Genomic DNA, 23,840 nt, shown 5'->3' with positions numbered 1-23,840 from the left:
GGTGGGTGCCACACGTCGATTCTGCCGCCATCTATCGACGACTGTCAATATCGATTATGATCGATGTATGACCCGGATGCTGGATGTGATCGACGTCTCCGCCGGCGCGTGCTGCACGCCTCTCGTGCGGGAGCCGCTGACGATCGCCGAAGCCGAGCAGCTCGCGACCACGATGAAGGCGCTCGCCGATCCGGCCCGTCTGCGGCTGCTGTCGATCGTGGCGGCGGCGCCGGACACCGAGGCGTGCGTGTGCGATCTCGTCGACGCCGTCGGGCTGAGTCAGCCGACGATCTCGCACCACCTCAAGGTCCTCACCGCGGCGGGGTTCCTGGCCCGCACGCAAGCGCGGGACATGGGCCTACTTCGCCCTCGTCCCGGGTGCGCTGGATCGGGTGTCGCAGCTTGCTCGATCCGTCCTGAGCGCGCGAGGTTGGTCGCTCGCGCGCCCGTTTCCGGCATCCGCGCATGAAAGATTCGGGCGCGGAAGCAGAAAACGACAGCGCGGGTCGGGATGCGCGCAGGGCTGCGGTCTCGCGCGCCCGTTTTCGGCATCCGCGCATGAAAGATTCGGGCGCGGAAGCGGAATTCGACCGCGCGGGTCGAGACGCGCGCGGGGCTGCGGTCTCGCGCGCCCGTTTTCGGCATCCGCGCATGAAAGATTCGGGCGCGGAAGCAGAAAGCGGCAGCGCGGGCCGAGACGCCTACCGCGTCGCGCTCAGCCCGCCGCCTGCCGGGCCCGATAGGCGGCGACCGCATTGCGGTTCGCACACGTCGTCGAGCAGTACCGCTTGGACCGGTTGCGAGAGAGATCCAGCGCGATCGCCGCGCAGTCCGCGTCGGCGCACACCGTGATCCGGCTGCCCTCCTCGGCCCGGATGACGTCGATGAGCGCCATGGTCGTCTCGATGAGGATGCGCTCGGGAAGCGGCCGATCATCGGCCACGGCGTGCAGATGCCAGTCGGCCCCGTTGTGGCGGGTCAGACGGGGCGCCAGCGTGACGGCGGCGAGGGCGGAGTTCACGTGCGCGACCATCTGGTCACGCGGCGCCAGCAGCATCCCGCGCAGCTCGGCCGCAGCGCCCGCAGTCCGGCGAGTTCGGCCTCGTCCCGATCGATGCGTCCGGAGTAGGGGAACTCCTGCAGAAGTCGGTCGACATCGGCCGGCGAGGTCAGCGTGTCGGGCGCTTCTGCGCTGTTTGCCAGCCACACGGCCGCCCGCAGGGCGTCTTCGGTGTCATCGGCGAAGATCATGTTGACATGTTACACCGGGCAGGGCTAGCGTCATGGATCATGAGCACAGTGACCAATGACGTCCGCTCCCGAGTCGGAGTCGGACTGCTGGCCGCGCTCGGCGCCGCCTTCGCGTTCGGGATGTCGGGGGCCTGGGCGCGCGGGCTCATCGACGCCGGCTGGACCCCGGGGGCCGCCGTCACCGCCCGCGTCTGGGTCGCCGCCCTCGTGCTGCTCGTGCCGACCCTGGTCGCGCTGCGCGGGCGGTGGAGGATCGTGCGCAGGAATGCCGGCCTGATCGTCACATACGGGGTGCTGGCCGTGGCCGCGACCCAGCTGTTCTACTTCCAGGCGGTGGCCGTGATGGATGTCGGCATCGCGCTGCTGATCGAATACACCGCCCCCGTCGCGGTCGTGCTGTGGCTGTGGGCACGCCGCGGCGAGCGGCCGAGCGGGCGCAGGCATCCTCGGCGCGGTCATCGCGCTGGCCGGCCTCGTGCTCATGCTCGACATCCTCACCGGCGCCCGCGTGAGCCTGCCCGGCATCCTGTGGGCGCTCGGGGCGATGATCGGCGCGGCCGCGTACTTCGTGCTGTCCGGCCGCGGCGACACGGGGCTGCCGCCGATCTCGCTTGCCGGGCTGGGACTGCTGGTCGGTGCGGTCGGGCTGACCCTGGCCGGCACCGTCGGCGTGCTGCCCATGAGATGGACGACGCACGACGTCGCCTACCGGTTCGGCACCGTGCCGTGGTTCGTGCCGGTGTTGGCCATCGGACTGCTCGCGACCGCGCTCGCGTACGTGCTGGGCATCACGTCGACCCGGATGCTGGGCTCGCGCCTGGCCTCGTTCGTCGCGCTGGCCGAGGTGATGGCCGCGCTGCTGTTCGGCTGGCTGATGCTCGGCCAGCTGCCCGATCCGCTGCAGGCGGTCGGTGCGGTGCTCGTGCTCGTCGGCGTGATCGTGGTCAAGCTCGGGGAGCGGACGGTCACCGAGTTCGTCGAGCCGGTCGCGCCGGCCCCGAGCGCCGTCGGATCAGCGCGGCGCCACCGGGCTCGCTGACCCGGCGAGAGGAGTGCCGGATCCGTCGACGGCGCCGCCACGGGCGGAGCGAGCCGCCTCGATGCCCGGGAAGGCGTCCAGGACCATGTCGGCCAGGCGATCCAGCGGCCGGGTCAGCGCGTCGGTCGCCGGCAGGTTGAGGTCGAGCTCGTACTCGTCGATGGAGGCGCCGATCTCGGCGTCGTTCATGTTCTCGTGGTTGATCGTCACGCCGATCACCTGGGTGTCGGCGAACGCCTCGATCAGGGCGATCTCGCTGGCCACGGTGGGCATGGCGATCATCGGGAAGTCTCCGAGCGTCTTGCGCTTCGGGGCGTGCTGGACGATGACGCCGGCCGGTCTGCTTCCGCGGAGGATGTACGCCGAGGTGAGGTAGGCGGGGTGGCTGAGCGCGCCCTGCCCCTCGACCACGATGACGTCGGGGCGCTCGGTCTCATATGCGGCGACGACCTGGTTCTCGACCTCGCCGGCGCAGAACTGCGGGACGAGGGCGTCCAGAGCGACGCCGTACTTGCCGCCCTGGATGAGGGAGGTCTGTCCGGTGCCCACCAGGACGGCCTTGACGCCTCGGTCGTTGAGCGCCTCCACGAGCAGGGTCGCGGTGGTGCGCTTGCCGATGGCCCCGTCGGTGCCGAGGATCGCGATCCGCGGACAGGGGATGTCGAAGATCCGGCCGGAGAACTGGTGGAGGTCCTTCTTCGGCTTCGGGCGGCGGACATCGGTGATGGTCACATCCGCACGCAGGGCGGCGGCGGCGAACTCGATGTCGTCCGCCAGGAACTCGTGCAGGCCGTTGATGATGTGCATCCCACGGGTGATCCCGTCGAGCAGGACGGTGCGCTGATCGGCCGTGAGGAGCCCGTCGGACGGGGCGATCCCGCAGATGAGGTAGTCCGGCACAGCACCGGCGTGGGCGATGGCGTCGGTGAGGCTCGCCAGCAGCGGGATGCCGTTGCGCACGCCGTCGAGCACGAATCCGGTGTCGTCGCCGGCGCGGGTGCTGTCGATCACGCTCAGGATCTCGTAGCGCTCGGAGTGGCGCACGAGCCCGTTGGCGGTCTTGCCGTCCTGCTCGCCGAACTGGCCCTCGCAGTAGACGACGGCCGTCGACCCGCGGGGCAGGGAGGTCGGGATGAGTTCGGGGACGGAGGGAGACGGGAACATGGCGATCCTCTGAGTAATTCAGAGGAGGCGACGCAATCGCGGCCGGGCGACGAGCCCGACGTTCAACGAGAAGTCTTCCCTGATCCGGCGGAGATCGCCGGGACCCTCATGGTACCGGCGGTTCCTGTGCTGGACCGGTGAGCGCCGACCGCTTGCGCCCCGGACACGGACGCGCGCTCCGGCATCCGTCAGACGGATGCCGGAGCCCGGCCGTGTTGGACCGTCAGCCCGCGAGCGCGCGTGCCTTGATCTGGGCGTACTCGTCGGCGGTGATGGTGCCCGAGTCCAGCAGCGCCTTCGCCTTGGCGATCTCGTCGCTCGGGCTCGCGCCGGCGACGGACTTGATGTAGTCGTCGGCCGCGGCCTGTGCGGACTTGGCCTGACCGGCGCTGCGCTCGGCCATGCCGTTGCCGCGCGCGACGAGGTAGACAAGCGTCGTCAGGAACGGCACGAAGATCAGGAAGATGATCCACAGGGCCTTCCACCAGCCGTTCAGCTTGCGGTCGCGGAACAGGTCGCCGATGACGGCGAACAGCGCGAACAGGTAGGAGATGAACACGAACGCCCAGAAGAACCACCAGATGATGTCCCAGAAACTCGACCAGAAAGTCATTTGTCACCCCTCGTAGGAAGTGGACCGCATGGCCCACGCGCCCAGCTTGGCGTATCGGACGTGCTTCTGTCATCCCCCGTCACGGGTGATTCCTGGGCGCGAGCAAGAACAGGATCGTGGTAGGTCCCGGAATCGTCACCCGCAATGGGCGAACGCTCCGGCCCGCGTCGGCTCGCCGGGGGCAGGATCAGACCAGCGGCCGGACCGGGGGAAGCGGATTCGATGGGGGCACGACGGTGAGCATGGAGCACGGGGATGAGTGAGCACGAGAACGCCATCCCGTCACGGCGACGACACCTGTTCGACATCATCACGGTGTTCACGCTGTCGATCACGGCGGTGCTCACCGCCTGGTGCGGGTTCGAGGCGTCCAAATGGGGCGGCGAGATGTCGATCGCGTTCAGTCAGGCCTCCAGCGCGCGGATCCAGCAGTCCTCGGCCGACGGCGCCGCGCGCGACGCGCGCCAGTTCGACCTGACCGTATACGTGCAGTGGGCGCTGGCCGATGCGCAGGGCGACAAGGACCTCGCCGCGTACATCGAGCAGCGCTTCAGCCCGGAGTTCCGGGTGGCGTTCGACGCCTGGGTGGCCGAGGGCCGGAAGGAGCAGGGCCCGCTCGCGATGGACGAATATGTGCCGCCGGGCACGAAGCAGGCCGCCGAGCTCGGTGCCCGGGCGGATGCGAAGTTCGCCCAGGCGCTGGTGGACAATCAGCGCGGCGACAACTTCTCGCTGCTGACCGTGATGTTCGCCCTGGTCCTGTTCCTCACCGCGATGTCGCAAGCGGGAGTTCGCGCCCTGGGTCCGCCGGACCCTCCTGGGCCTGGCGGTCGTGATCGCGATCGTGCTTATCGTGGTGATGCTCACGTTTCCGATCAAGATCTGACCGCCGCCGTCGGCCCGGTCATCGCAGAGGAAGAAGCATCCATGTTCGAGATCACCCTCAACAACGGCGTCATCATGCCCGCCCTGGGGCTGGGCGTGTTCCAGAGTCCGCCGGAAGAGACCGCGGCCGCCGTCGACACCGCCCTGCGGGTCGGCTATCGGCACATCGACACCGCGGCGGCCTATGCCAACGAGCGCCAGGTGGGCGAGGGCATCCGTCGTTCCGGCATCGCCCGTGACCACATCTTCATCGAGACGAAGGTGTGGGTCTCGGATTACGGGTACGAGAAGACCCTGCACGCGTTCGACAAGGCGACCGGGAAGCTGGGTGTCGACACCCTCGATCTGCTGATCCTGCACCAGCCCGCGCCGAGCCGGTTCGACGCGGTCATCGCTGCCTACAAGGCGCTCGAGACCCTGCTCGCCGACGGTCGGGTCCGGGCGATCGGGGTCAGCAACTTCATACCCGATCACCTCGACCGGCTGCTGGCGGCGACCGATGTGGTGCCGGCGATCAACCAGGTCGAGCTGCACCCGTACTTCTCGCAGCCGGACGTGCGGGCGATGGATGCCGCGCACGGCATCGTCACGCAGGCCTGGTCGCCGATCGGCGGCATCACCTTCTACCCCGGGCCGTGGGGCGACGAGCGTCGCAGCGTCATGGAGGACCCCACGCTGGCCGACCTCGCCGCCGCCCACGGCAGGTCGCCCGCGCAGATCATGCTGCGCTGGCACCTGCAGGAGGGGCGCTCGGCGATCCCGAAGTCGGTGCACGCCGAGCGGATCGACGAGAACTTCGACGTCTTCGACTTCGAGCTCTCGCCCGCCGAGCTCGCGCGGATCGACGCGCTCGACACCGGCGTGCGCAGCGGCCCCGACCCGGACGTGCCCCGCGAGGAGCTGTTCGACCGGGTCGTCGACGAGGCCTGAGCCCCTCGGCTCCGGGTGGCGCGGGTCCGCCGCGGGCTGCTACCGGTCGGAGGGGCGGCGCCGGGACAGCGCGGCGACGATGGCGCTCTGGGCGTCGGCGCCGGCGTCGGCCGCGGCCGAGACGTTCTCCTCGCCGACCGCGGCGACGATCTCGGCACGCTGGATGCGCGTGGAGCGCGGAGCGTCGATGCCGATGCGGATGCTGTCGCCCTTGACCTCGAGCACGGTGATCGTGACGTCGTCGCCGATCAGCACGCTCTCGCCGATCCGCCTCGTCAACACCAGCATCCTCCCACCCTACTGGGACGCCACCGCCTTCGCGGATGCGGCGCCGGGCACCTGCTCGCGCACGACACCGACCGTCTCGATCGCCACTCCCGCGCTGCTGGCCTCGGTGTACGAGAGCACCGGCAGCCCGTCGGTCTGGGCAGACACGAGCCGGCGCACCGCGACCCGCAGGCTCGGCGCGCACACCAGGACCGTCTCGCCGCCGTCGCCGGCCGCGGCGGCCGTCTGCTTCACCGAGGCGATGACCGCCTCCATCCGATCCGGCTCCAGCACGATGTGCGAGCCGTCCTCGGCCGTGCGCATGCCCTCGAGCAGTGCCTGCTCCAGCAGCGGCGCGAACATGATCACCCGGAGCGTGCCGGCCTCGGCGAAGCGCGCCCCGACCGCCGGCCCGAGCGCCGCGCGAGCGGACTCGATCAGCCCCTCCGGCTCGGTCGAGACCCGGGCGCGCAGGGCGAGCGCCTCGTAGATGCGCGCCAGGTCGTTGATCGGGAGGCGCTCGGCGAGCAGCCCTGCAGCACCCGCTGGATCTCGGCGAGCGAGAGCAGCGACGGGGTGAGCTCCTCGACGGCGGCGGGGGAGACCTGCTTGAGGGCATCCGTCATCTGGCGCACGTCCTCGCGACTGAGCAGGCGGTCCGCGGCGGACTGGATGACGCTGGACAGGTGCGTGACGATGACGCTGGCGCGGTCGATCACGGTGGCCCCGGCGACCTCGGCGCTGTGCCGCATCTGCGCCGGGATCCACTTGCCCGGAAGCCCGAACACCGGGTCGTGCACGGCCGAGCCGGGCAGCGTGTCCAGCCCCTGGCCGAGCGCGAGCACCGATCCGGCCGGTGCGGTGCCGCGGCCGGTCTCGACCCCCGCGACGCGGATGACGTAGCTGGACGGGCCGAGCTCGACGCTGTCCCGGGTGCGCACGGGTGGCACGACCAGACCCAGCTCGAGCGCGATCCGGCGGCGCAGCGCCTTCACCCGCGCCAGCAGATCGTCCGGGCCGCCCACCACGAGGTCGACGATGTCGGGCGCCAGCAGGATCTCGAGCGGGTGCACCCGCATCCGGTCCAGCAGCTCGTCCGTCCCCTCGGCGGCCGGCGCGGCGGCCGCCGGTTCGGCGGCGGCGGCCCGGCGGGCCTGGCCGGCCTTGACCCGCTGCGAGGCCAGCAGCAGCAGGGCGCCGATCGTGGCGAACGGCAGCATCGGCATCCCCGGGATGAGCGCGAGCGCGATGGCGGCGCCGCCGGCGATCGCGAGGGCGTGCCGCGACTGCCCGAGCTGGGCGGATGCCGCCTGCCCGATCTCGGTGTCGGCGCCCGAGCGGGTCACGATCATGCCGGTGGACACGGCCATCAGCAGGGCGGGGATCTGGGTGACCAGGCCGTCGCCGATCGTGAGCAGCGTGTAGGTGCTCACCGCCTCGTCGATCGACAGCCCGCGCTGGACCATGCCGATCGCGATGCCGCCGACGATGTTGATGATGATGATCACGAGCCCGGCGATCGCGTCGCCCTTGACGAACTTCGAGGCGCCGTCCATCGCGCCGTAGAAGTCGGCCTCGGCGGCGACCTCGGCCCGCCGCTCCCGTGCCTGCACGTCGGTGATGAGCCCCGCGTTCAGGTCGGCGTCGATGGCCATCTGCTTACCGGGCATGGCATCCAGGGTGAAGCGCGCGCCGACCTCGGCCACCCGCTCCGAGCCCTTGGTGACCACCACGAACTGGATCACCACGAGGATGAGGAACACCACGGCGCCGATGATCAGCGATCCGCCCACCGCGATCTGCCCGAACGCCTCGATCACCTGCCCGGCGTACGCCTCGCCGAGCACCAGCCGGGTCGAGGCCACGTTCAGGCCGAGGCGGAACAGCGTCGCCACCAGCAGCAGCGACGGGAACACGGAGAAGTCCAGCGGCTTCTTGACGAACATCGTCGTCAGCAGGACGACCAGCGCGAACATGATGTTCAGGATGATCAGCGTGTCCAGCAGAGCGGGACGATGGGCACCACCAGCAGCATCAGGATGCCGACCACGCCGATCGGCACGGCGAGCTTGCGCAGCAGGTCTTTCATGCGGTCCTCCTCTTGGGAAGGGAGTGGATGCCGCGGGCAGCTCCCCGCCGACGCAGGGCGTCGACGAACACGAGCACATGCGCCACGGCGGTGTACAGGTCTTCCGGGATCTCCTGGCCGAGCTCGCACGCGGCGTGCAGGGCGCGGGCGAGCGGGATGTCGCGGATCAGCGGGACCGCGGCATCCGTCGCCTTGTCGCGGATGCGCTCGGCCATCACCCGCTGCCCTTCGCGACGACCCGCGGGGCGGACTTGCCCGGCTCGTAGCGCAGCGCCACGGCGATGTGCGTGGGGTTGACCACGACGACATCCGCGTCGGCGACGGCGCCGATCATCCGGTTGCGGCTCATCGCGAGCTGGCGCGAACGGCGCTGCTGGCGCACGAGAGGGTCGCCCTCGGTGTTCTTGCTGTCGTCCTTGACCTCGCGCTTGGTCATGCGCGTGTGCTTCATGTTGCGGCGCATCACGACGAACACGTCGAGCGCCGCCAGCGCCAGGCCGACGCCGACCGTGGCCTGCAGGAGCGCCGCCGTGCCGTCGGCGGCAGTGTCGAGCAGGAGCGCGACGGAGTGGGCGCCGCTGGCGGCCAGCACCGGCATCAGCCCGGCGATCACCGCCCACACCGCGATCGCGATGGCGGCGGTCTTCAGCAGCGCCTTCGCGCCCTCCCAGAGCGCCTGGGCACCCAGCAGCCGCTTCATGCCGTTCACCAGGTTGAACTGCTGGAACCGTCCGGTCGGCAGCCGCAGGTGCACGCCGCCCTGCGCGACCGAGCCGACGAGGGTGACGATGCTCACGGTGGCCAGCAGCGGCCCCAGCGTGGCCAGCACCGAGCCGAGTCCGCGGCCGAGAGCGCTGATCGCGGCGGCCGGCGTGGGGTCGCGCATGACCGCGCTGAGCACGATCATCTGCTCGGTGCCGGCGGAGGCCCCGGCAGCGATGGCGGCGGGCATGCACAGGGCCGCCGCCCCGATGCCCAGCCAGGCGGTCAGGTCCTGGCTTGCGCGACAGCTTGCCCTTCTGCCGCGCCTCGCGCAGGCGACGGTCGGTGGCCTTCTCGCTGCGCTCGCCGCTGTCGGTGCCGCTCATCGCCCCGCCCCCCGCATCATGCGCAGCGCATCCGAGCCGAGCGACTCGACGATGTGCGGGAGAGCGAGATAGACCGCACCGGCGAGCACCAGGGTCAGCAGCACCTTCACCGGCATACCGAGCGCGAACGCGTTCAGCGCGGGAGCCCCGCGGGTGACGAGGCCCAGCGCGACGTCGGCCAGGAACAGCACGAGGATGAGCGGGCCGGCGATCTGGATGGCCGCCAGCAGCATCTGCGACAGACCGTCCACGAGCAGGCGGGCCGATGCCGCGACCGCGAACGGGCCGTCGACCGGTACGGCGGTGAAGCTGCGGGTCAGCCCGGCGATGATCAGCTGGTAGCCGCCCGAGGTGAACAGCAGGACCAGCGCCGTCATCTGGAACAGCCGGGCGAACTGGGCGCCGTTCACCTGCGCCTGCGGGTCGAACATCTGGGCCACCTGGAAGCCGCCGAACACGTCGATCAGACCGCCGGCCGCCTGCACCGCCGAGAAGCAGAGCAGCACCAGGAAGCCGAGCAGCCCCCGATGATCAGCTCGAGCACCAGGGCTCCGAGAAACGGCCCGGTGTCGAGGTTCTGGTAGCCGGGTGCGACCGTGCCGCTCACGGCGAGGGCGAGCCCGACCGCGAGCATGCCCTTGATGCGCGCCGGGATCGCGCCGTACGAGAACGGCGGGGCGATGAACAGGAACGCGGTGATGCGCACGGCGGCCAGCATCGTCACCTCGAGCCAGGCGAAGTCGACGGGGATGTGCACGTCATCCCCCCGACAGCAGGGTGGGGATGCGGGTGAACATCTCGTTCGTGAACGAGATCATCTCGGTGATCATCCAGTTGCCCGCCACCAGCAGGGCGATGCCGACGGCGATCGCCTTCGGCACGAACGAGAGCGTGACCTCCTGCACCTGGGTGATGGACTGCAACGGCGAGATCGCGAAGCCCACCACGAGTGCGGTCACGAGGATGGGAGCGGCCAGCTTCGCCGCGATGACGAGCGCCTGCGCGCCGATGTCGAGGGCGGCTTCGGGGCTCATCCGCCGCCTCCGTAGCTCTCCAGCAGCGACCGCACGATAAGACCCCAGCCGTCCACGAGGATGAACAGCAGGATCTTGAACGGCAGCGAGATCATCACCGGCGGCAGCATCATCATGCCCATCGACATCAGCGCCGCCGCCACCACCAGGTCGATGACCAGGAACGGCACGAAGATCACGAACCCGATCACGAACGCGGCGCGCAGCTCGGAGATCATGAACGCGGGGATGAGCGTGTGCAAGCGGGACGCTCTGCGGATCGGCCGGGTTGGCCACCCCGCTGCCCGCGACATGAGCGCGAGGTCCTCCTCACGCGTGTACGACAGCATCCAGTCCCGCAGCGGTCCCTGGCCGACGTCGATCGCCTGCGCGAACGTGAGGGTGCCGTCCACATACGGCTGCACGGCGACCTGATTGATGTCGGTGAGCACCGGCCACATGATGAACAGCGACAGGAACAGGGCGAGCCCGGCGAGCACCTGGTTGGGCGGGATGGTCGGCAGCGACAGGGCGTTGCGGGTCATCGCCAGCACCACGAAGATCTTCGTGAACGACGACATCATCAGCAGCAGGGCCGGGGCGACCGACAGCAGCGTGATCCCGAGCAGGGCCAGGATCGAGGCGGAGGGTGAGCCGTCGTCGCCGTTGATGTCGATCGTGATGCCGCTGGCCGGCGGGGTGGGCGGCGTCGGGTCGACGACCGCGGCGTGCGCGGGGGTGCCGATCGTCATCGCGAGGATGCCGCCGACCACGATCACGCCGGCGATCAGCAGCGTCCAGCGCAGGGTGCGCCGCCCGTGGGATGCCGGGCGGCCGGCGCTGCGGCCGGCACCGATGCCGCGCGGCCACAGGCCGCCCAGCGTCGTCAGCGACGAGAACGGGCTGAGGGGCGGACGCCCGGCGGCGGCGCGTTCGGCGGAGAGGAGGACGGACGCGGACGGCGCAGCCGCGCGGCGATCGGCGCGCAGCGGGAGGGAGGTCGCGGCATCCGTGGTCGAGGCGGCGGTGAGGATGCTGTCGAACGACGCGATCGCGGCGGGGCCCTGCGCGCGGAGGGGCGCGCGGAGGGGCGCGCGGACGGGCGCGCTGCGGCGCAGCTCGATCGATGCCGGCTCGTCCGCGGCGAGCGGGGTCGCCGGCAGCCGATCCACGACGCTGACACCGTGCTCGGTGACGCCGAGCACGTAGCGGGCGTCCTCGGTCTGGACGATGACCAGCTGGGCCTTCGACCCCAGGGCCTGGCGGCCGAGCACGGTGACCTTCTGCTCGGCGCGGCGGCGCGTTCCGGCACCTGCCGTGCGACGCGAGAGCCGGCGCTGCAGGTACCAGAGCGCGCCGAGCACCGCCGCCAGCGATACGGCGACGCGCAGCGCCAGCAGCAGGTCTTCCAGCTCAGACCTCGGCGTTCTCAAGGATGCGGGTGATCCGCACCGCGTAGTCCTGATCGACCACGACGATCTCGCCGTGGGCGATGATCCGGCCGTTGAGCTTGACGTCGGCGGGGGCGCCGGCCGAGCGATCCAGCTCGACGATGCGGCCGGGCTCGAGGTCGAGCACGTCGCGCACGGCCATCCGGGTGCGGCCGATCTCCACGGTCAGCTCCATCTCGACGCCGGCGATGCGGTGCAACCGTCGAGAAGGCGTCGAGGCGTGGCCGGCGGTGTCGGCGGTGTGGGTGATCCGCACCGCGAGCCGCCCGATCGCGCGACCGCTTTCGTCCTGCAGGTCGAAGACCTGGGCGAGCGGATGCGCGAAGATGCGCGAGGCGTCCTCCACGCTGGCCTCGCCCAGGGTCCCGGGGCCGAGGGCGGCGACCGCGGCGGCCATCGCCCCGTGCAAGCCGGTCGGGGAGGGGGGCCTCGAGCAGGCCGTCGATCAGGGATTCCTGATCGAGGATCTGCACGGCCAGCTGCGCGCTGGTCTCCCCGATGTAGCTGACGACGACGGCCTCGCCGGTGTCGCCGGACGCCTGGGCGGCGCGTGCGGTGACCGGGACGGCCGTCGGCAGGGTGGCCGCGAACGCGGCGGCGACGGCGGCTTCGTGGGCGGTGGTGCTGGTCACGGGGACTCCTCGGCGGGATCGGGCGCGGTCGCGGTGATGACGCAGGCCAGCCGTGCACCGCTGGTGCCGGCGGCGGCGGTGGCCATCAGGTGGTCGTCGGTGACCAGGTCGAGCGGCCGGTCGGCCGCGTGGGGGAACGAGATGACGTCGCCGACCATCAGGCCGAGGACCTCCTGCGGCAGCACCGTGCGCGGGGCGAGCCGCAGCGCGACCTCGACCGGCGTGGCCTCGACCTGCCGGCGCAGCGTCCGGGCGTGGCCGCATCGGTCCGCTCCGGGTTCTGCGAGGTCAGGCCCTCCAGGACGACGGATGCCGGAAGCATGACGCTCGCCGGAATGATGCGGTCGCCCAGGCGCATCGAGAAGCGCACGACGATGACCACGTCACTGGCGGCCGCCACCTGGGCGAACTGCGAGCTGTACTGGATGCCGGCGATCGAGAGGGCGGGCAGCAGCCCGCCGAGCGAGTTCGTGAGATTGTCGGCGGCATCCGTCATCAGCGCGCGCACGAGGGCCTGCTCGATCGGGCTGAACGGCCGCTCCTCGGGCTGGGCGACCGGCTTGCCGCCCACCATCTGCACGATCCACGAGATGGCCGCCGACAGCGGGAACTGAAGGATGACGCGCTCGTCCGACTCGGGCAGGGCGCACACCACCATGGTGGTGGTGGCAGGAAGCGAGTCGGCGTACTCGTCGTAGGTCTGCATCGTCACCAGCTCGACCGACACGTGCGTGCGCACGCCGATCTTCGCCGACAGCTGGGACGCCCACTGGCGCGAGAACGTCTCGAACGCGAGCTCGAGCAGGCGCGCGTGCTCGCGCGACAGGGTCGCCGGCCGGCCGAAGTCGTAGACCTCGACCTCGATGGACGCCCCGGCGTCTGCAGGGACGTCGAGGGGCGCACTCGTCTCGATCACCACGCCCTCGACTATCGGGCGGCGACCGGCGTGCGTAAGGCGGCGCGGGGAGTGGGATCAGAGCGGCTTCTGCGCTGCTTGCAACTGCGGCAGCAAGCCGGCGCACCTCCTCCTGGGCATCGGAGAGCACGACGATGTCGACTCGGCGGTTCTGGGCCAGGGCGGCGGCGCTGGATCCGGCGGCGACCGGGTGCGCGTCGCCGAAGCCCACCGACTTGACGCGCCCGGGATCCAGGCCGCGGTCCTCGACCAGATACCGCAGCACCTGGGTGGATCGTCCCGCCGACAGCTCCCAGTTCGTGGGGAACGGGGCGGCGGCGGTGCGCCGATCGGCGTGACCTTCGACCGAGATCTGATGCGTGACATCCACCAGCACACCGCCCAGCGCATCGAGCACGTGGATGGCCTTCGGCGAGAGCCTGGTGCTGTTGGTGGCGAAATAGGTGTCGGCGCTGACCAGGCCGATCGTCAGCCCGCGTTCGTCGATCGTCAGGGTGGCGGTGCGCTCCAGCCCCTCCTTCTTCAGCGCCTCGCGCAAGCCGGTCGCGCAGGGCCGAGAGCTCATCGAACTCGGCGCGCGCCTCGGCGATCGCGATGTCGGCGAAGCCGACGGCGTCCTCGTCGAGCAGCTCTGCCGGCACGACCACGCCCTCTGCGGCATCCACCGTCTTCGACGCCTCCTGGCCGAAACCGGTCGCGAGCGAGTTGCTCAGTGCGACGAACTTCTCCGCGTCGACGGTGGACATCGCGAACAGCACGATGAACATGCACATCAGCACCGTGACCATGTCGAGGTACGACGCCATCCAGCGCTCGTCCGGGCCGTGGTGCTCCTCCGGCGCCGCACGGCGCCGGCGCCGCGTGCTCATGGGGACGTCACCGGACTCGCGGTCGGCTCGCCGGCCGCGCGCCGCTCGGGCGCGGGCTTCTTCTCGGCCTTCTCGGTCGGGCGCTGCGAGACCATCGCGCGCAGCCGCTCGCTCACCAGCTTCGGCGGCGAACCGGCCTGCACCGCCAGCATCCCCTCCATCAGCAGCGTCATCCGCTCCAGCTCGAGCTCGCCCAGCCGCTGCAAGCCGACCGCCGATCGGCAGCCAGATGAAGTTGGCCGAGAGCAGGCCCCACAGGGTCGCCACGAACGCGGCGGCGATCATCGGCCCGAGCGTGTCGGGGCTGTCGAGGTTCTCCAGGACGTGCGTGAGCGAGACGACCGTGCCGATGATGCCGACGGTGGGGGCGAACCCGCCCAGGGTCGAATAGAACTTGGATGCCGCTTGGTTGCGCGCCGCGGTGGACGCGATCTCGTCCTCCCACACGATGCGCAAGCTCCTCGGCATCCGTGCCGTCGGCGATGCCCTGCAGCGCCTGCCGGACGAACGGGTCGTCCTCGTCCGGGACGGCCTGCTCGAGGGCGAGCAGGCCCTCGGCGCGCGCCTTCTCGGCGTACGCGACGACGGTCGCGATCATGCTGTGGGCGGTGCGCTTGTCGCCGCGGAACGCACGGGAAGCGACTTGACCGCGAACACCGCGTCGCGCAGGGTGCCGCTGGCGATGCCGACGGCGATCGTCGCGCCGAACACCAGCACCATGGGGGCGGGCAAGGCAGCGCCGAGACCGAGCCGCCCTCCAGCCCGATCATGGCCAGAAGCCCGCCGAAGGCGAGGACCAGCCCGATGATGAATGCGGGATCCATCAGCGCACCCCCTCGGAGCCGGCCGGGTGGTGTTCGGCGTGCTGCGGGGCGGTGTCCTGCGGGGCGGTGTCCTGCGGCCATGCGGCGGCGGTGGCGAGCACCCGGGCGCGGAAGCGGGTGATCTGCTGGATCACCTCGTCCATCGTCTCGGTCACCACGAACGTGGCCCCGTCGACGAGGGTGATGGTGGTGTCCGGTGCGGCCTGGATCCGCTCGACCAGGTCGGGATTCACCGCGAACCGAGTGCGGTTCAAGCGCGTGACGACGATCATCGGTCTTCCATCCTGGAGAGTGTGCGCCGCCCTGTACGGGGTGGCAGCGGGCGGTCCTTCCTGGACCGTCACACAGGACTTTCGGCACTCGGGTGCGGTTGGTTAGGCGTGTGGGGCGCTCAGTGCTTCTCGCTGTCGATCTGCTTCTCGCTGTCGAACTCCGGCCCGGTGAGGCCCACGGGTGCTTCCTGCTCGCGACGGCCCACAATCCGAACGTGCCATCCACGTGCACCCGCGCTCCGTGCTGGTGTGCGATCGTGGCGGCTTCGGCGATCGGGTGGTCATCCCAGCAGCTGTCGCCGTAGCGCGTCGCGGGCGCGGTGGAGTGATCCTGACGTGGGGCGCCATTGCCGGGCGGGATCGATGGCCGCGGGGGCGCGAACTTGGGGGACGCCGTCGATCATGCGGATCTCCCATCCGCTGGTGTCGATGGTGCTGTGGTGGTACCAGCAGAGCGGAACGCCGTTGTCGACGTGGGTGGGTCCGCCGCGTGCGTGTTCTTCGACGTGGTGCAGTTCGCACCAGGCTGCCGGGACCTGACAGCCGGGGATGATGCAGGCTCCGTCGCGGGCGGTGATGGCCCGGCGCTGCTGGCCGGTGAAGCCGCGCTGGGGGGTACCGAGTTCGATGATCCGGCCGTCGGTGTTGAAGATGAGGCGTTGGACGCCGCCGCAGCAGACGACGTGGCGGGCGACGAGGGCGGGGACGGTGCTGTCGGTTCCGTCGATGAATGCGACCCCGTCGTCACGGTCGAGTTCGTCGGCGGCGATGGTCACCAGCAGGGTGGGTGGCAGTCCGCCGAGGGTCGGGCTTTCGGCGGAGCGGGCGGCGACTCCGAGGATGGTGGCCAGCACGTCGTGCAGTTTCTGCTCGTGGGTGCGGGTGTCCCGCGGCTCGTCTCCGTCGGTCCCGGCATCGGCGCTGTCGGGTGCCGGGCGGAACCGGACGCCGGGGTCGTCCGTGCGGTCTTCGACGCGCGGATTCAATTGTGCGTCGGCGAGGCGTTGGAACTGGGCGGCGACGTCGGGCAGCAGATTCCCGGTGACCGGGACGATCCCGTCGCGTTCCCGGCCGAGCTGGAACCCGCGTCGGCGCAGCGCGCGTTCGTCGTCGGGGAGGGTGCCGTCGGGGTCGAGCACGAGGGCCCACACCTTCGCCTGGATGCGGGTGTCATCCGCCGAGCACGCCGGGGCGCCGTCGAGGGAGGCGCCGATCGCTGCGGCGACCAGTTCGTGCTCGGCGGCGGCCAGGTGGGTCGGGTCGCACCGGTCGGCGAGGGGAGCGAGGGCGGTGACGATCGCGGTCACACTGTCGACCGCTATCGCCCCGTCGCTCAGTGCGTCGCGCACCGCCGGGAACCGGGCAGGAAGAGGTTCACCGGTCAGTGCCGTGCGAGTCGCGATCGCGTGCGCGTGCTGGATCCGGACGCGCGCGCTGGTCCCACCGATCCCCGTGAGCCGGGTCAGCAGATCGGCGGCATTCATGCACCCGGCCCGGGCGGAGAGCCGTTCCTCGCCGAGTTCGGTGCGGGACCGGTCATCGACCTCACCGGCCGCGGTGACCCGCAGTGCGTCCACCCGTCGCCCGAGTGACTCGGTGACCCTCGTGAACGCAACGAGTTCGTCGTCGGTCATCAGCCGCCCGACGTCCTCATCGAGGGCGTTTCGCACGTCGCCAGCCAGCAGGTCGTCGAGGTGCGTGAGCGCCTCGATCAGGTCTGCCGGTGACGTGTTCATCCTCCCATCATGCCGACCACCTCCGACATCGACGGAGACGGGAATGGCCGGTCATGAGTGTTTTCTGTGGATAACCTTCCCGGCACGTCGCCTGTGGAGGAACCGATGCGAGCGTCTACCATCGACGGCGCATCCGGATGCGTCAGCGCTTCAGGTTCGTCAGCTCCTGCAGCACCTCGTCGCTGGTGGTGATGATGCGCGCGTTCGCCTGGAACCCGCGCTGCGCGACGATGAGGTTGGTGAACTCCTGCGACAGGTCGACGTTGGACATCTCCAGGGCGCCGCTGACGATCTTGCCCATGCCGTCGGCGCCGGCGGTGCCGAGTGTCGGCTGGCCGGAGTTGACGCTGGGCACGTACTGCGACGAGCCCGTCTTCTCCAGTCCGCCCGGGTTCGTGAAGGTCGCCAGCGCGACGCGGGCGAGCACCTGCGTCTCGCCGTTGCTGAACGTGCCGATGAGGCTCCCGTCATCCGACAGCGCGTACGACAGCAGGGTGCCGGCGGGTTCGCCGTTCTGCGTGTCGAAGGCGACGGTGTTCACATCGGCGAAGCCGGTGACCGTCGTCAGGTCGACCGTGACGCCCCCCGAGACCAGCGTGCCGCCGCCGGTCAGCTTCCCGTCGGTGAAGGCCAGCGAGGCGGTCCCGCCGGCGCCGTCCGCGACATCCCATCCACCGGCGGTGCGGGTGAACGTCAGCGCGAGCATCGTGCTGCCGCCCTCGGCGTCGTAGACGCGGACGTCGCGGACCAGCTGGTCGCCGACCGCGGTCTCGGCCGGGAGGTTGCCGGTGACCGTCGCGCCGGTCGTCGGAGTGGCCGGCAGGGTCGCATCGACGGGCAGGCGGATGTCTCCGACTCCCTGTCCCGGCTGGATGACGCCGTTCTGGGCGGTCCAGCCCTGGACGAGCGCACCGTCGGCGCTGACGAGCCGGGCGTTCGCGTCGAACGTGAACCCGCCATTGCGGGTGTAGCGGGTCTCGGCGCCCGAGCGCACGACGAAGAAGCCGTCGCCGGCGATCATCAGGTCGGTCGGCACGCCGGTGGACTGCGACGCGCCCTGGGCGAAGTTGGTGCTGATGCCGGCCACCTGCACGCCGAGTCCGACCTGGGCGGGGTTGGAGCCGCCGGATCCGGACTGGGGCAGCGTGGAGTTCTTCACCAGCTGCGACAGCGAATCCTGGAACTGCACGGATGACGCCTTGAAGCCGGTCGTGTTGACGTTGGCGATGTTGTTGCCGGTGACATCGAGCATGGTCTGGTGAGAACGCAGGCCCGAGATGCCGGAGTAGAGCGAACGGAGCATGGTGGTGCCTTTCTTCGGGGTCAGGAGGTGAGGGACAGGCCGGAGACGGCATCCAGCGGGATGCTGGCGTCTCCGATCGTGAGCTGCGGGACGGCGCCGGCGAACGAGATGGCGCTGACCTTGCCGGTCTGCTCGACGCCGTCGGCGTCGAGGTACTGCGCCTGCTGCCCGATCAGGGCGGCGGCGGTCTGGCGCATGCTGAGCGCGAAGCCCTCGGACGAGGTGGTGGCCAGCGCCGTGAGCTGCTCCATGGACGCGAGCTGGGTGGTCTGCCCGATCATCTCGTTCGTGTTCATCGGCGAGCTCGGGTCCTGGTTCGCCAGCTGGGTGACCAGCAGCTTCAGGAACACCTCGGAATCCAGCGTCTGCTTGCGCTCGGTGGTGGGTCCGGTGCTGCCGGTGTAGAGGCCGGTGGGGGCCACAGGGTCGATGGTGGTCATGATGTCCTTCCGCGTCAGGCGAAGATGTCGATCCCGGTCGAGGTCAGGCTGTCGGCCGAGGGGCGCGCCGGCCGGGCTGTCGGGGCGTCGTCGGGTCGGCGGTCCGGGTCGGCGGCACCGGGCCGTCCCTGTCCGGGCGCGCCGCCGGTCGGACCCGATGAGCCGCCTCCGGCCTGCCCGCCTCCGAGCTGCCCGCCTCCGCCGCCGGCTGCGGCATCCCCGTTGGAGACGCTGATCGAGGCCTGCGGGGCGGTGCCGGCCAGGTCTCGGCGCAGATCGGTGATGATGGCGCGCAGGGCGTCGCGTCCGATGTCGGTGGGCGCGTGCAGCTCGATCCGCACGACGCCGTCGGAGACGTGCGCGCGCACGGTGACGGGCCCGAGGTTGTCGGGCGAGACCGTGAGCGTGATGCGGTGGTCGCCGTTCGGCGCCTGCGCGAGCGCGAGCACCGGCGCCGAGACCTGCGGCGCCAGCCCGGCCCGTGCGGCGGCCGGTGCGGCGGTCGGCGCAGGGGCGGGTGCGGCGGTCGCGGCAGGGGCCGGCAGTGGCGGAGCGGCGACCGGAGCAGCCGCGCCGTTCGCCGAGTCGGCGAAGGTGGGGGATGCGGGCGGGGTCGGATCGGTCGACGTGGCGATCCGGCTGTGCGCGCTGGATGCCGCGGTCTGGCCGGTCGGTGGGAGGTCGCCCGGCGACCGGCCAGGCGCAGGCATCGCGGTCGCCGGCGCAAGCCCGGTCGCCGGCGGAGGCCCCAACGCCGGCGCAAGCCCGGTCGCCGGCGAGGCGGCGGCATCCACGGTCGTGACAGGCGCGGGCGCGGCGGCGGCATCCACGGTCGTGACAGGCCCGGGCGCGGCGGCGGATACCGGGGACAGCCCGCCCGGTGTCGTGGGTGAGCTCGGTGTCAGGGGCGACGTCTGTGCTGTCGCGCCCGTGGGCGGAGGCGTCGTTCCTTGTGTGGCGGCGGCTGAGAGCATGGCGGCATCCGTGCTGGTTGCGGTGGGTGTACCGGATGCGGTGCGCGTGCCGGTCGCGTCGGGTCCGTCGTCGCCGACCGGGCTGCCGCCGACCGGGCTGCCGCCGAGGGGAGCGCCGCCGGCCGGGCTGCCGCCCACCAGGCTCGCCAGGATGAGGCCCGCCGTGGGATCCCCAGGCACGAGGCCAGGCATGAGATCCCCGGGCACGGAACCGGATACGGCGCCGCCCCGCACCGCGGATACCGCATCCGTCGCAGCATCCGCCTCGCCCGTGTCACCGGGGTCGGTGGTCTCGTCACCGGGGGTCGACGGAGAACCGGAGCCGCGGGCATGCCCGGGGCGGTCGTTCGGCGGGGATCCGACGACGCCGCGCACGGCGTCGTCGAACGCCGCGGCCGCGGCCGGGTCGCCCGTGGCGGGCGCAGACGCCGCGGTGCGCGGGCCGGTCGCCGCCGGGCCGGCGATGAGACTCGCGATGCTCACGCGGCCACCTCCTCGTCCGAGCCGAGGGGAATTGCCGAAGAGAGGGCCGAACGGGCCGGTTCGCTCCTCGCCTCGGCAGATTTCCTCGCCCGAGCCGAGGGCAACCGGCCACCGGCCCCGGAGACACCCGCCACGACACCCCGCAGCCCGCTCATGCGTCGTCCGCCCGCATCCGCAGGGCGATCTCGTCGAGCTCGACCTGTTCCGCGCGCAGCTCGTCCGCGCGCACCTGCCGGAGGTGGGCCTGCGCCAGCTTCTCCAGCCCTCGCACCTCGCGGCGCCGGGCGTCGTGCGCAGTGCGCGCGGTCCGGACCTCCTGCTGCTGCAGCGCCGACAGCGCCGACACATCGGCGAGCATGGCACGCGCCGACGCGCGGGATGCCGCGAGGGCGGCCAGCGACGCGGAGTCCATGGTCTCCGGGTCGGCACCCCCCAGCGCCGCGCGCAGCCGCCGGTCGCGGGCCGCGGTCTGATTCGCCTCGACGGCCGCGCGGGACAGCCGCTGCGCCGCCTCGCGCTCCTGCACGCTGCGCACCCGGAGCAGTCCCGCCAGCGAGAACGATCGGCTCATCCGACACCTCCGAAGCTCGACACCAGCGCGGCCAGTCGCCGCCACGATTCCTCCGCCGGGCTGGTCTCGCCCAGGCCCTGGGTGAGGAAGTCCGAGATCTCGCGCTCATGCGCGATCGCGGCATCCACCCGGGCATTCGCGCCGGAGTGGTAGGCGCCGATGTCGATCAGATCGTTCGCGCTTGCGTCGGGCCGCGAGCACCGCGCGCATCGTCGTCACCAGCGCGCGCTGATCGGCCGAGGCGACCTTGCCGGCCACCCGCGACACCGAGCCGAGGATGTCGATGGCCGGGTGATGCCCGGTCAGCGCGAGTGCGCGATCGAGCACGATGTGCCCGTCGAGGATGGACCGGACCGCGTCGGCGATGGGCTCGTTGTGGTCGTCGCCATCCACGAGCACGGTGTAGATCCCGGTGACCGAGCCGTGCCGGTCGGTGCCGGCGCGCTCCAGCAGCCGGGCCAGCAGCGCGAACGTCGACGGCGGGTATCCGCGGGTGGCCGGCGGCTCGCCGGCGGACAGCCCGATCTCGCGCTGCGCCATCGCGACGCGGGTCAGCGAGTCCATCATCAGGATGGCGTGCGCCCCCTCGTCGCGGAACGACTCGGCGATCCTGGTGGCCGTGAACGCGGCCCGCAGGCGGGCCATGGCGGGCTGATCGGATGTCGAGACCACCACGACCGCGCGCTCCAGCCCCTCCGGGCCGAGGTCGTCGTCGATGAACTCGCGCACCTCGCGGCCGCGCTCGCCGACCAGGGCGATGACGGCGGCGTCCGCCTCGGTTCCCCGCGCGATCATGGACGGCAGCGAGGACTTGCCGACCCCCGACCCGGCGAACAGGCCGACCCGCTGGCCCTGGCCGATCGTGGTGAGCGTGTCGATGGCCCGCACGCCCAGGGGCAGCGGCGCGGCGATGCGGTCCCGGCCCATCACCGACGGGGGCTCGTGGTCGAGGCCGACCCGGGGCGCTGTGACCGGCCCGCGGCCGTCGATCGGCCGACCGAGCCCGTCGACCACCCGGCCGAGCAGGGCGCGCCCGATCGGCACGCGCAGCGGCCCGCCCAGGGCGCGGACCGGCGCGCCCACCATCAGCCCGTCGGGCGGGGCCAGCGGCATGCAGCGCAACCCGTCGTCTCCGGTGGCGACGACCTCGGCGTGCCGGCCGTCGGCCAGCGAGACCAGGTCGCCGACCGCGCACTCCAGTCCGCGCACCTGCACGCTCAGTCCGCGCACCTGCGAGATCCGCCCCACGCGCTCGGGCCGGGCGGCCTGAACGACCGCGCCCCAGGCGCTCACGTCGTCGCCTCCGCGATCGCGCGGCGCGCCCGCTCCAGGGCCGCGTCGACTCGCGCGTCGACGTGCCCCTCGTCCAGGACGGCGACGGCATCCCCCGGCGCGAGGTCCGCGTCCGCGGTGAGCACGACGCCATCGGGACGGATGTCGAGGCGAGCCAAGGTGGCCAGGTCGTCCGGGTGCAAGCCGCAGCTCACGAACCTCGGCGGCGTCGTCGGCGCCCAGCGCGCGGCGCACCGCGGCCCGGGCGGATGTCTCGCCGTCGGCCAGTTCGCCCGCCAGAAGCACCGTCGCCAACTCCACGGCGTGCGCGAAGACCTGCGCCTGCGTCGCCGCAGTGAGCTCGCGCGTGCGCCGGGTCAGCGCGGCGGCCGCCGTCTGCAGCATCGCCACGGCCTCGGCCACCCGGCGGGCCGCCTCGGCGTCCGCCGCGGCGCGGTGCGCCCGTGCGGCCTCGGTCTCGGCCTCGGTCACCAGCGCCGCCGCCCGGAACCCCGCCGCGTGCCCGGCGACGAATCCGTGCCGGCGCGCACGTTCGCGCTCGGCCTCGAGATCGGCGTCGTGCAGGCGCGGGAAGACGGCGGGGGCGAAGGCGTCAGCTGACATATTCGTCCTCGTCCGAACGGCGCACCATGATGTCGCCGGATGACTCCAGCGCCCGGATGGTGCGCACGATCTCGGCCCGCGCCTCTTCGACCTGCGACATCCGCACCGGCCCGAGGGCGCGCGTCTCGTCGTCGAGCACCTCGCGGTTGCGCTCGGACACGTTGCCGCGGATGAGCTCGACGATCGCGGGCTGGGCGCCCTTCAGTGCGAGGGCGAGGGCGCGGATGTCGATGCCGCGCAGGCACGCGCTGCGCGTCGCGGTCCTCGAGCCGGACGATGTCGGCGAACGTGAACATGCGCGAGCGGATGTCTTCGGCCAGCGCGCTGTCGCGCGCCTCGATGCTGGCCAGCAGCGCCTTCTCGGTGGTGGCGTCCGAGCTGTTGATGATCTCCACGAGCGGCTCGACGCCGCCGAGCATCTCCGGCGTCTCGCGAGTGGCGAACACCCCGGTGCGGGCGCGCAGCGCGTCGCTGACGATCGCGATCGCCTCCTGCGTGGCGGTGCCCATCGTGGCGATGGACTGGGCGACGTCGGTGCGTGCGGGATCGGGCAGTGCGGCCAGCACGGTGGCGGCCTGCTCGGCCGGCAGGTGCGCCAGCACGAGCGCCACGGTCTGCGGCAGCTCGCCGTCCAGCAGGGTCGCAAGCTCCGCGGGAGCGGCCGCGGCGAGGAAGTCGAAGGCCGCGCTCGCCTTCGTCGCAGTCACCCGGCCGAGGACGCTCGCGGCCCGCTCGGAGCCGAGGGATGCCTCCAGCAGCCGCGCGGCGATGTCACGGCCGCCGCGCCCCGGCGGGAGGTGGCCGGAGGCGAGCCGATGGAACTCGCCCAGCGCGCGGGCGGTGGTCTCGGCATCCAGCTGCCGCATGGCGACGATCTCGGCCGCGAGGGCCTCGGCCTCGGACTCGGACAGATGCTTCATCACCTCGACGGCGTGGGCGCCGTCGAGGTTGAGGACGACGACGGCGGCGGTCTGCCGCCCGGTCAGCACGGTCATGCGTCCTGCCGTTCGTCCAGCAGGCTGCGCAGCAGCCTCGGCGGTGCGCCGCGGATCCTGCCGGGCGAACGCGTCGATCTCGCCGCGGCGGCGCTCGAGGCTGACCTGCGCGGGCTCGAGTTCGTGCTCGGGATCGGGC

At 71.7% G+C, this 23,840-nt stretch carries 19 protein-coding genes and 11 pseudogenes; 4 read left to right on the top strand and 26 right to left on the bottom strand.

Features of this window, described 5'->3' with window-relative positions:
• Positions 1-67: 67 nt before the first annotated feature.
• Positions 68-404, top strand: a pseudogene (locus L2X98_RS06545) (metalloregulator ArsR/SmtB family transcription factor); the annotation flags it as partial.
• A gap of 311 nt (positions 405-715) precedes the next feature.
• Here L2X98_RS06545 and L2X98_RS20330 read toward each other — a convergent pair.
• The gene (locus L2X98_RS20330; RefSeq protein WP_354002944.1) at positions 716-1,057 is read right to left on the bottom strand and encodes a CGNR zinc finger domain-containing protein; all 342 of its coding nucleotides are present in this window, start codon (positions 1,055-1,057) and stop codon (positions 716-718) included.
• Positions 1,018-1,251: a hypothetical protein gene (locus tag L2X98_RS20325; RefSeq protein ID WP_354002943.1), complete on the bottom strand. Its 234-nt coding sequence runs from the start codon at positions 1,249-1,251 to the stop codon at positions 1,018-1,020. Before L2X98_RS20325 ends, L2X98_RS20330 begins: the two co-directional genes overlap by 40 nt.
• 6 nt (positions 1,252-1,257) lie before the next feature.
• On the opposite strand from L2X98_RS20325, the pseudogene L2X98_RS06535 reads away from it, so the two are divergent.
• Positions 1,258-1,623, top strand: a pseudogene (locus tag L2X98_RS06535) (EamA family transporter); the annotation flags it as partial.
• A 109-nt stretch (positions 1,624-1,732) separates the two neighbouring features.
• Positions 1,733-2,290 (top strand): EamA family transporter, encoded by a 558-nt coding sequence (locus L2X98_RS06530; protein ID WP_259613218.1) that lies wholly within the window; start codon positions 1,733-1,735, stop codon positions 2,288-2,290.
• On the opposite strand, the gene L2X98_RS06525 is transcribed toward L2X98_RS06530, so the two are convergent.
• Together L2X98_RS06525 and L2X98_RS06520 are read right to left on the bottom strand one after the other, a co-directional pair.
• Positions 2,264-3,454, bottom strand: a complete 1,191-nt coding sequence (locus tag L2X98_RS06525; protein ID WP_259612717.1) for an N-acetyltransferase DgcN family protein — start codon at positions 3,452-3,454, stop codon at positions 2,264-2,266. The genes L2X98_RS06530 and L2X98_RS06525 overlap by 27 nt on opposite strands.
• 223 nt (positions 3,455-3,677) lie before the next feature.
• Complete coding sequence (locus L2X98_RS06520; protein WP_259612716.1) at positions 3,678-4,067, bottom strand: SHOCT domain-containing protein; 390 nt, start codon at positions 4,065-4,067, stop codon at positions 3,678-3,680.
• A 927-nt stretch (positions 4,068-4,994) separates the two neighbouring features.
• Here L2X98_RS06520 and L2X98_RS06515 point away from each other — a divergent pair.
• Positions 4,995-5,882 (top strand): aldo/keto reductase, encoded by an 888-nt coding sequence (locus L2X98_RS06515; protein ID WP_259613217.1) that lies wholly within the window; start codon positions 4,995-4,997, stop codon positions 5,880-5,882.
• Positions 5,883-5,921: 39 nt separating this feature from the next.
• Here L2X98_RS06515 and csrA read toward each other — a convergent pair whose 3' ends face one another.
• From csrA to L2X98_RS06415, 22 genes and pseudogenes are all read right to left on the bottom strand, one after another.
• A complete protein-coding gene (csrA, locus tag L2X98_RS06510) occupies positions 5,922-6,170 on the bottom strand; it encodes a carbon storage regulator CsrA (protein WP_259612715.1) in 249 nt (82 codons plus the stop codon).
• A 9-nt stretch (positions 6,171-6,179) separates the two neighbouring features.
• Positions 6,180-8,238 (bottom strand): annotated as a pseudogene (locus L2X98_RS06505) (flagellar biosynthesis protein FlhA).
• Positions 8,235-9,326 (bottom strand): annotated as a pseudogene (locus tag L2X98_RS06500) (EscU/YscU/HrcU family type III secretion system export apparatus switch protein). Before L2X98_RS06500 ends, L2X98_RS06505 begins: the two co-directional pseudogenes overlap by 4 nt.
• Positions 9,323-10,083, bottom strand: a pseudogene (gene fliR, locus L2X98_RS06495) (flagellar biosynthetic protein FliR). The pseudogenes L2X98_RS06500 and fliR overlap by 4 nt, the downstream one beginning before the upstream one ends.
• Before the next feature lies 1 nt (position 10,084).
• Complete coding sequence (gene fliQ / locus L2X98_RS06490; protein WP_259612714.1) at positions 10,085-10,360, bottom strand: flagellar biosynthesis protein FliQ; 276 nt, start codon at positions 10,358-10,360, stop codon at positions 10,085-10,087.
• Positions 10,357-11,091: a flagellar type III secretion system pore protein FliP gene (fliP, locus tag L2X98_RS06485; RefSeq protein ID WP_259613216.1), complete on the bottom strand. Its 735-nt coding sequence runs from the start codon at positions 11,089-11,091 to the stop codon at positions 10,357-10,359. The genes fliQ and fliP overlap by 4 nt, the downstream gene beginning before the upstream one ends.
• 387 nt (positions 11,092-11,478) lie before the next feature.
• Positions 11,479-11,703: pseudogene (locus L2X98_RS06480) on the bottom strand (flagellar biosynthetic protein FliO); the annotation flags it as partial.
• Positions 11,704-11,752: 49 nt separating this feature from the next.
• Positions 11,753-12,187 carry a flagellar motor switch protein FliN gene (fliN, locus tag L2X98_RS06475; protein ID WP_259612713.1) on the bottom strand — a complete coding sequence of 145 codons (435 nt, stop codon included), beginning with the start codon at positions 12,185-12,187 and terminating at the stop codon, positions 11,753-11,755.
• 231 nt (positions 12,188-12,418) lie between these two features.
• On the bottom strand, positions 12,419-12,607 hold the full coding sequence (locus L2X98_RS06470) for a FliM/FliN family flagellar motor C-terminal domain-containing protein (protein ID WP_259612712.1): 189 nt from the start codon (positions 12,605-12,607) through the stop codon (positions 12,419-12,421).
• Positions 12,580-13,338 carry a hypothetical protein gene (locus L2X98_RS06465; RefSeq protein ID WP_259612711.1) on the bottom strand — a complete coding sequence of 253 codons (759 nt, stop codon included), beginning with the start codon at positions 13,336-13,338 and terminating at the stop codon, positions 12,580-12,582. Before L2X98_RS06465 ends, L2X98_RS06470 begins: the two co-directional genes overlap by 28 nt.
• Before the next feature lie 205 nt (positions 13,339-13,543).
• Positions 13,544-13,903, bottom strand: a pseudogene (locus tag L2X98_RS20320) (OmpA/MotB family protein); the annotation flags it as partial.
• A 181-nt stretch (positions 13,904-14,084) separates the two neighbouring features.
• Positions 14,085-14,144, bottom strand: a pseudogene (locus L2X98_RS20315) (hypothetical protein); the annotation flags it as partial.
• A gap of 59 nt (positions 14,145-14,203) precedes the next feature.
• Positions 14,204-15,031 (bottom strand): annotated as a pseudogene (locus L2X98_RS06455) (motility protein A).
• On the bottom strand, positions 15,031-15,303 hold the full coding sequence (locus L2X98_RS06450; RefSeq protein WP_259612710.1) for a flagellar FlbD family protein: 273 nt from the start codon (positions 15,301-15,303) through the stop codon (positions 15,031-15,033). The pseudogene L2X98_RS06455 and the gene L2X98_RS06450 overlap by 1 nt, the downstream one beginning before the upstream one ends.
• Before the next feature lie 281 nt (positions 15,304-15,584).
• Complete coding sequence (locus L2X98_RS06445; RefSeq protein ID WP_259612709.1) at positions 15,585-17,039, bottom strand: HNH endonuclease signature motif containing protein; 1,455 nt, start codon at positions 17,037-17,039, stop codon at positions 15,585-15,587.
• 142 nt (positions 17,040-17,181) lie between these two features.
• Positions 17,182-18,342 carry a flagellar hook protein FlgE gene (locus L2X98_RS06440; RefSeq protein WP_259612708.1) on the bottom strand — a complete coding sequence of 387 codons (1,161 nt, stop codon included), beginning with the start codon at positions 18,340-18,342 and terminating at the stop codon, positions 17,182-17,184.
• Positions 18,343-18,362: 20 nt separating this feature from the next.
• On the bottom strand, positions 18,363-18,782 hold the full coding sequence (locus L2X98_RS06435) for a flagellar hook assembly protein FlgD (protein ID WP_259612707.1): 420 nt from the start codon (positions 18,780-18,782) through the stop codon (positions 18,363-18,365).
• Positions 18,783-18,796: 14 nt separating this feature from the next.
• Positions 18,797-20,239 carry a flagellar hook-length control protein FliK gene (locus L2X98_RS06430; RefSeq protein ID WP_259612706.1) on the bottom strand — a complete coding sequence of 481 codons (1,443 nt, stop codon included), beginning with the start codon at positions 20,237-20,239 and terminating at the stop codon, positions 18,797-18,799.
• Between the two features lie 151 nt (positions 20,240-20,390).
• Positions 20,391-20,810 (bottom strand): flagellar FliJ family protein, encoded by a 420-nt coding sequence (locus L2X98_RS06425; RefSeq protein ID WP_259612705.1) that lies wholly within the window; start codon positions 20,808-20,810, stop codon positions 20,391-20,393.
• A pseudogene (locus L2X98_RS06420) lies at positions 20,807-22,103 on the bottom strand (FliI/YscN family ATPase). The gene L2X98_RS06425 and the pseudogene L2X98_RS06420 overlap by 4 nt, the downstream one beginning before the upstream one ends.
• A 592-nt stretch (positions 22,104-22,695) precedes the next feature.
• Positions 22,696-22,911 carry a FliG C-terminal domain-containing protein gene (locus tag L2X98_RS20310; RefSeq protein WP_354003010.1) on the bottom strand — a complete coding sequence of 72 codons (216 nt, stop codon included), beginning with the start codon at positions 22,909-22,911 and terminating at the stop codon, positions 22,696-22,698.
• Between the two features lie 88 nt (positions 22,912-22,999).
• A pseudogene (locus L2X98_RS06415) lies at positions 23,000-23,701 on the bottom strand (flagellar motor switch protein FliG); the annotation flags it as partial.
• Between the last annotated feature and the right edge of the window lie 139 nt (positions 23,702-23,840).

The sequence above is a fragment of the Microbacterium elymi genome (genome assembly GCF_021582895.2).
GTDB classification, from domain to species: Bacteria; Actinomycetota; Actinomycetes; order Actinomycetales; family Microbacteriaceae; genus Microbacterium; species Microbacterium humicola.
This window is presented reverse-complemented; position numbering and strand designations above follow the sequence as displayed.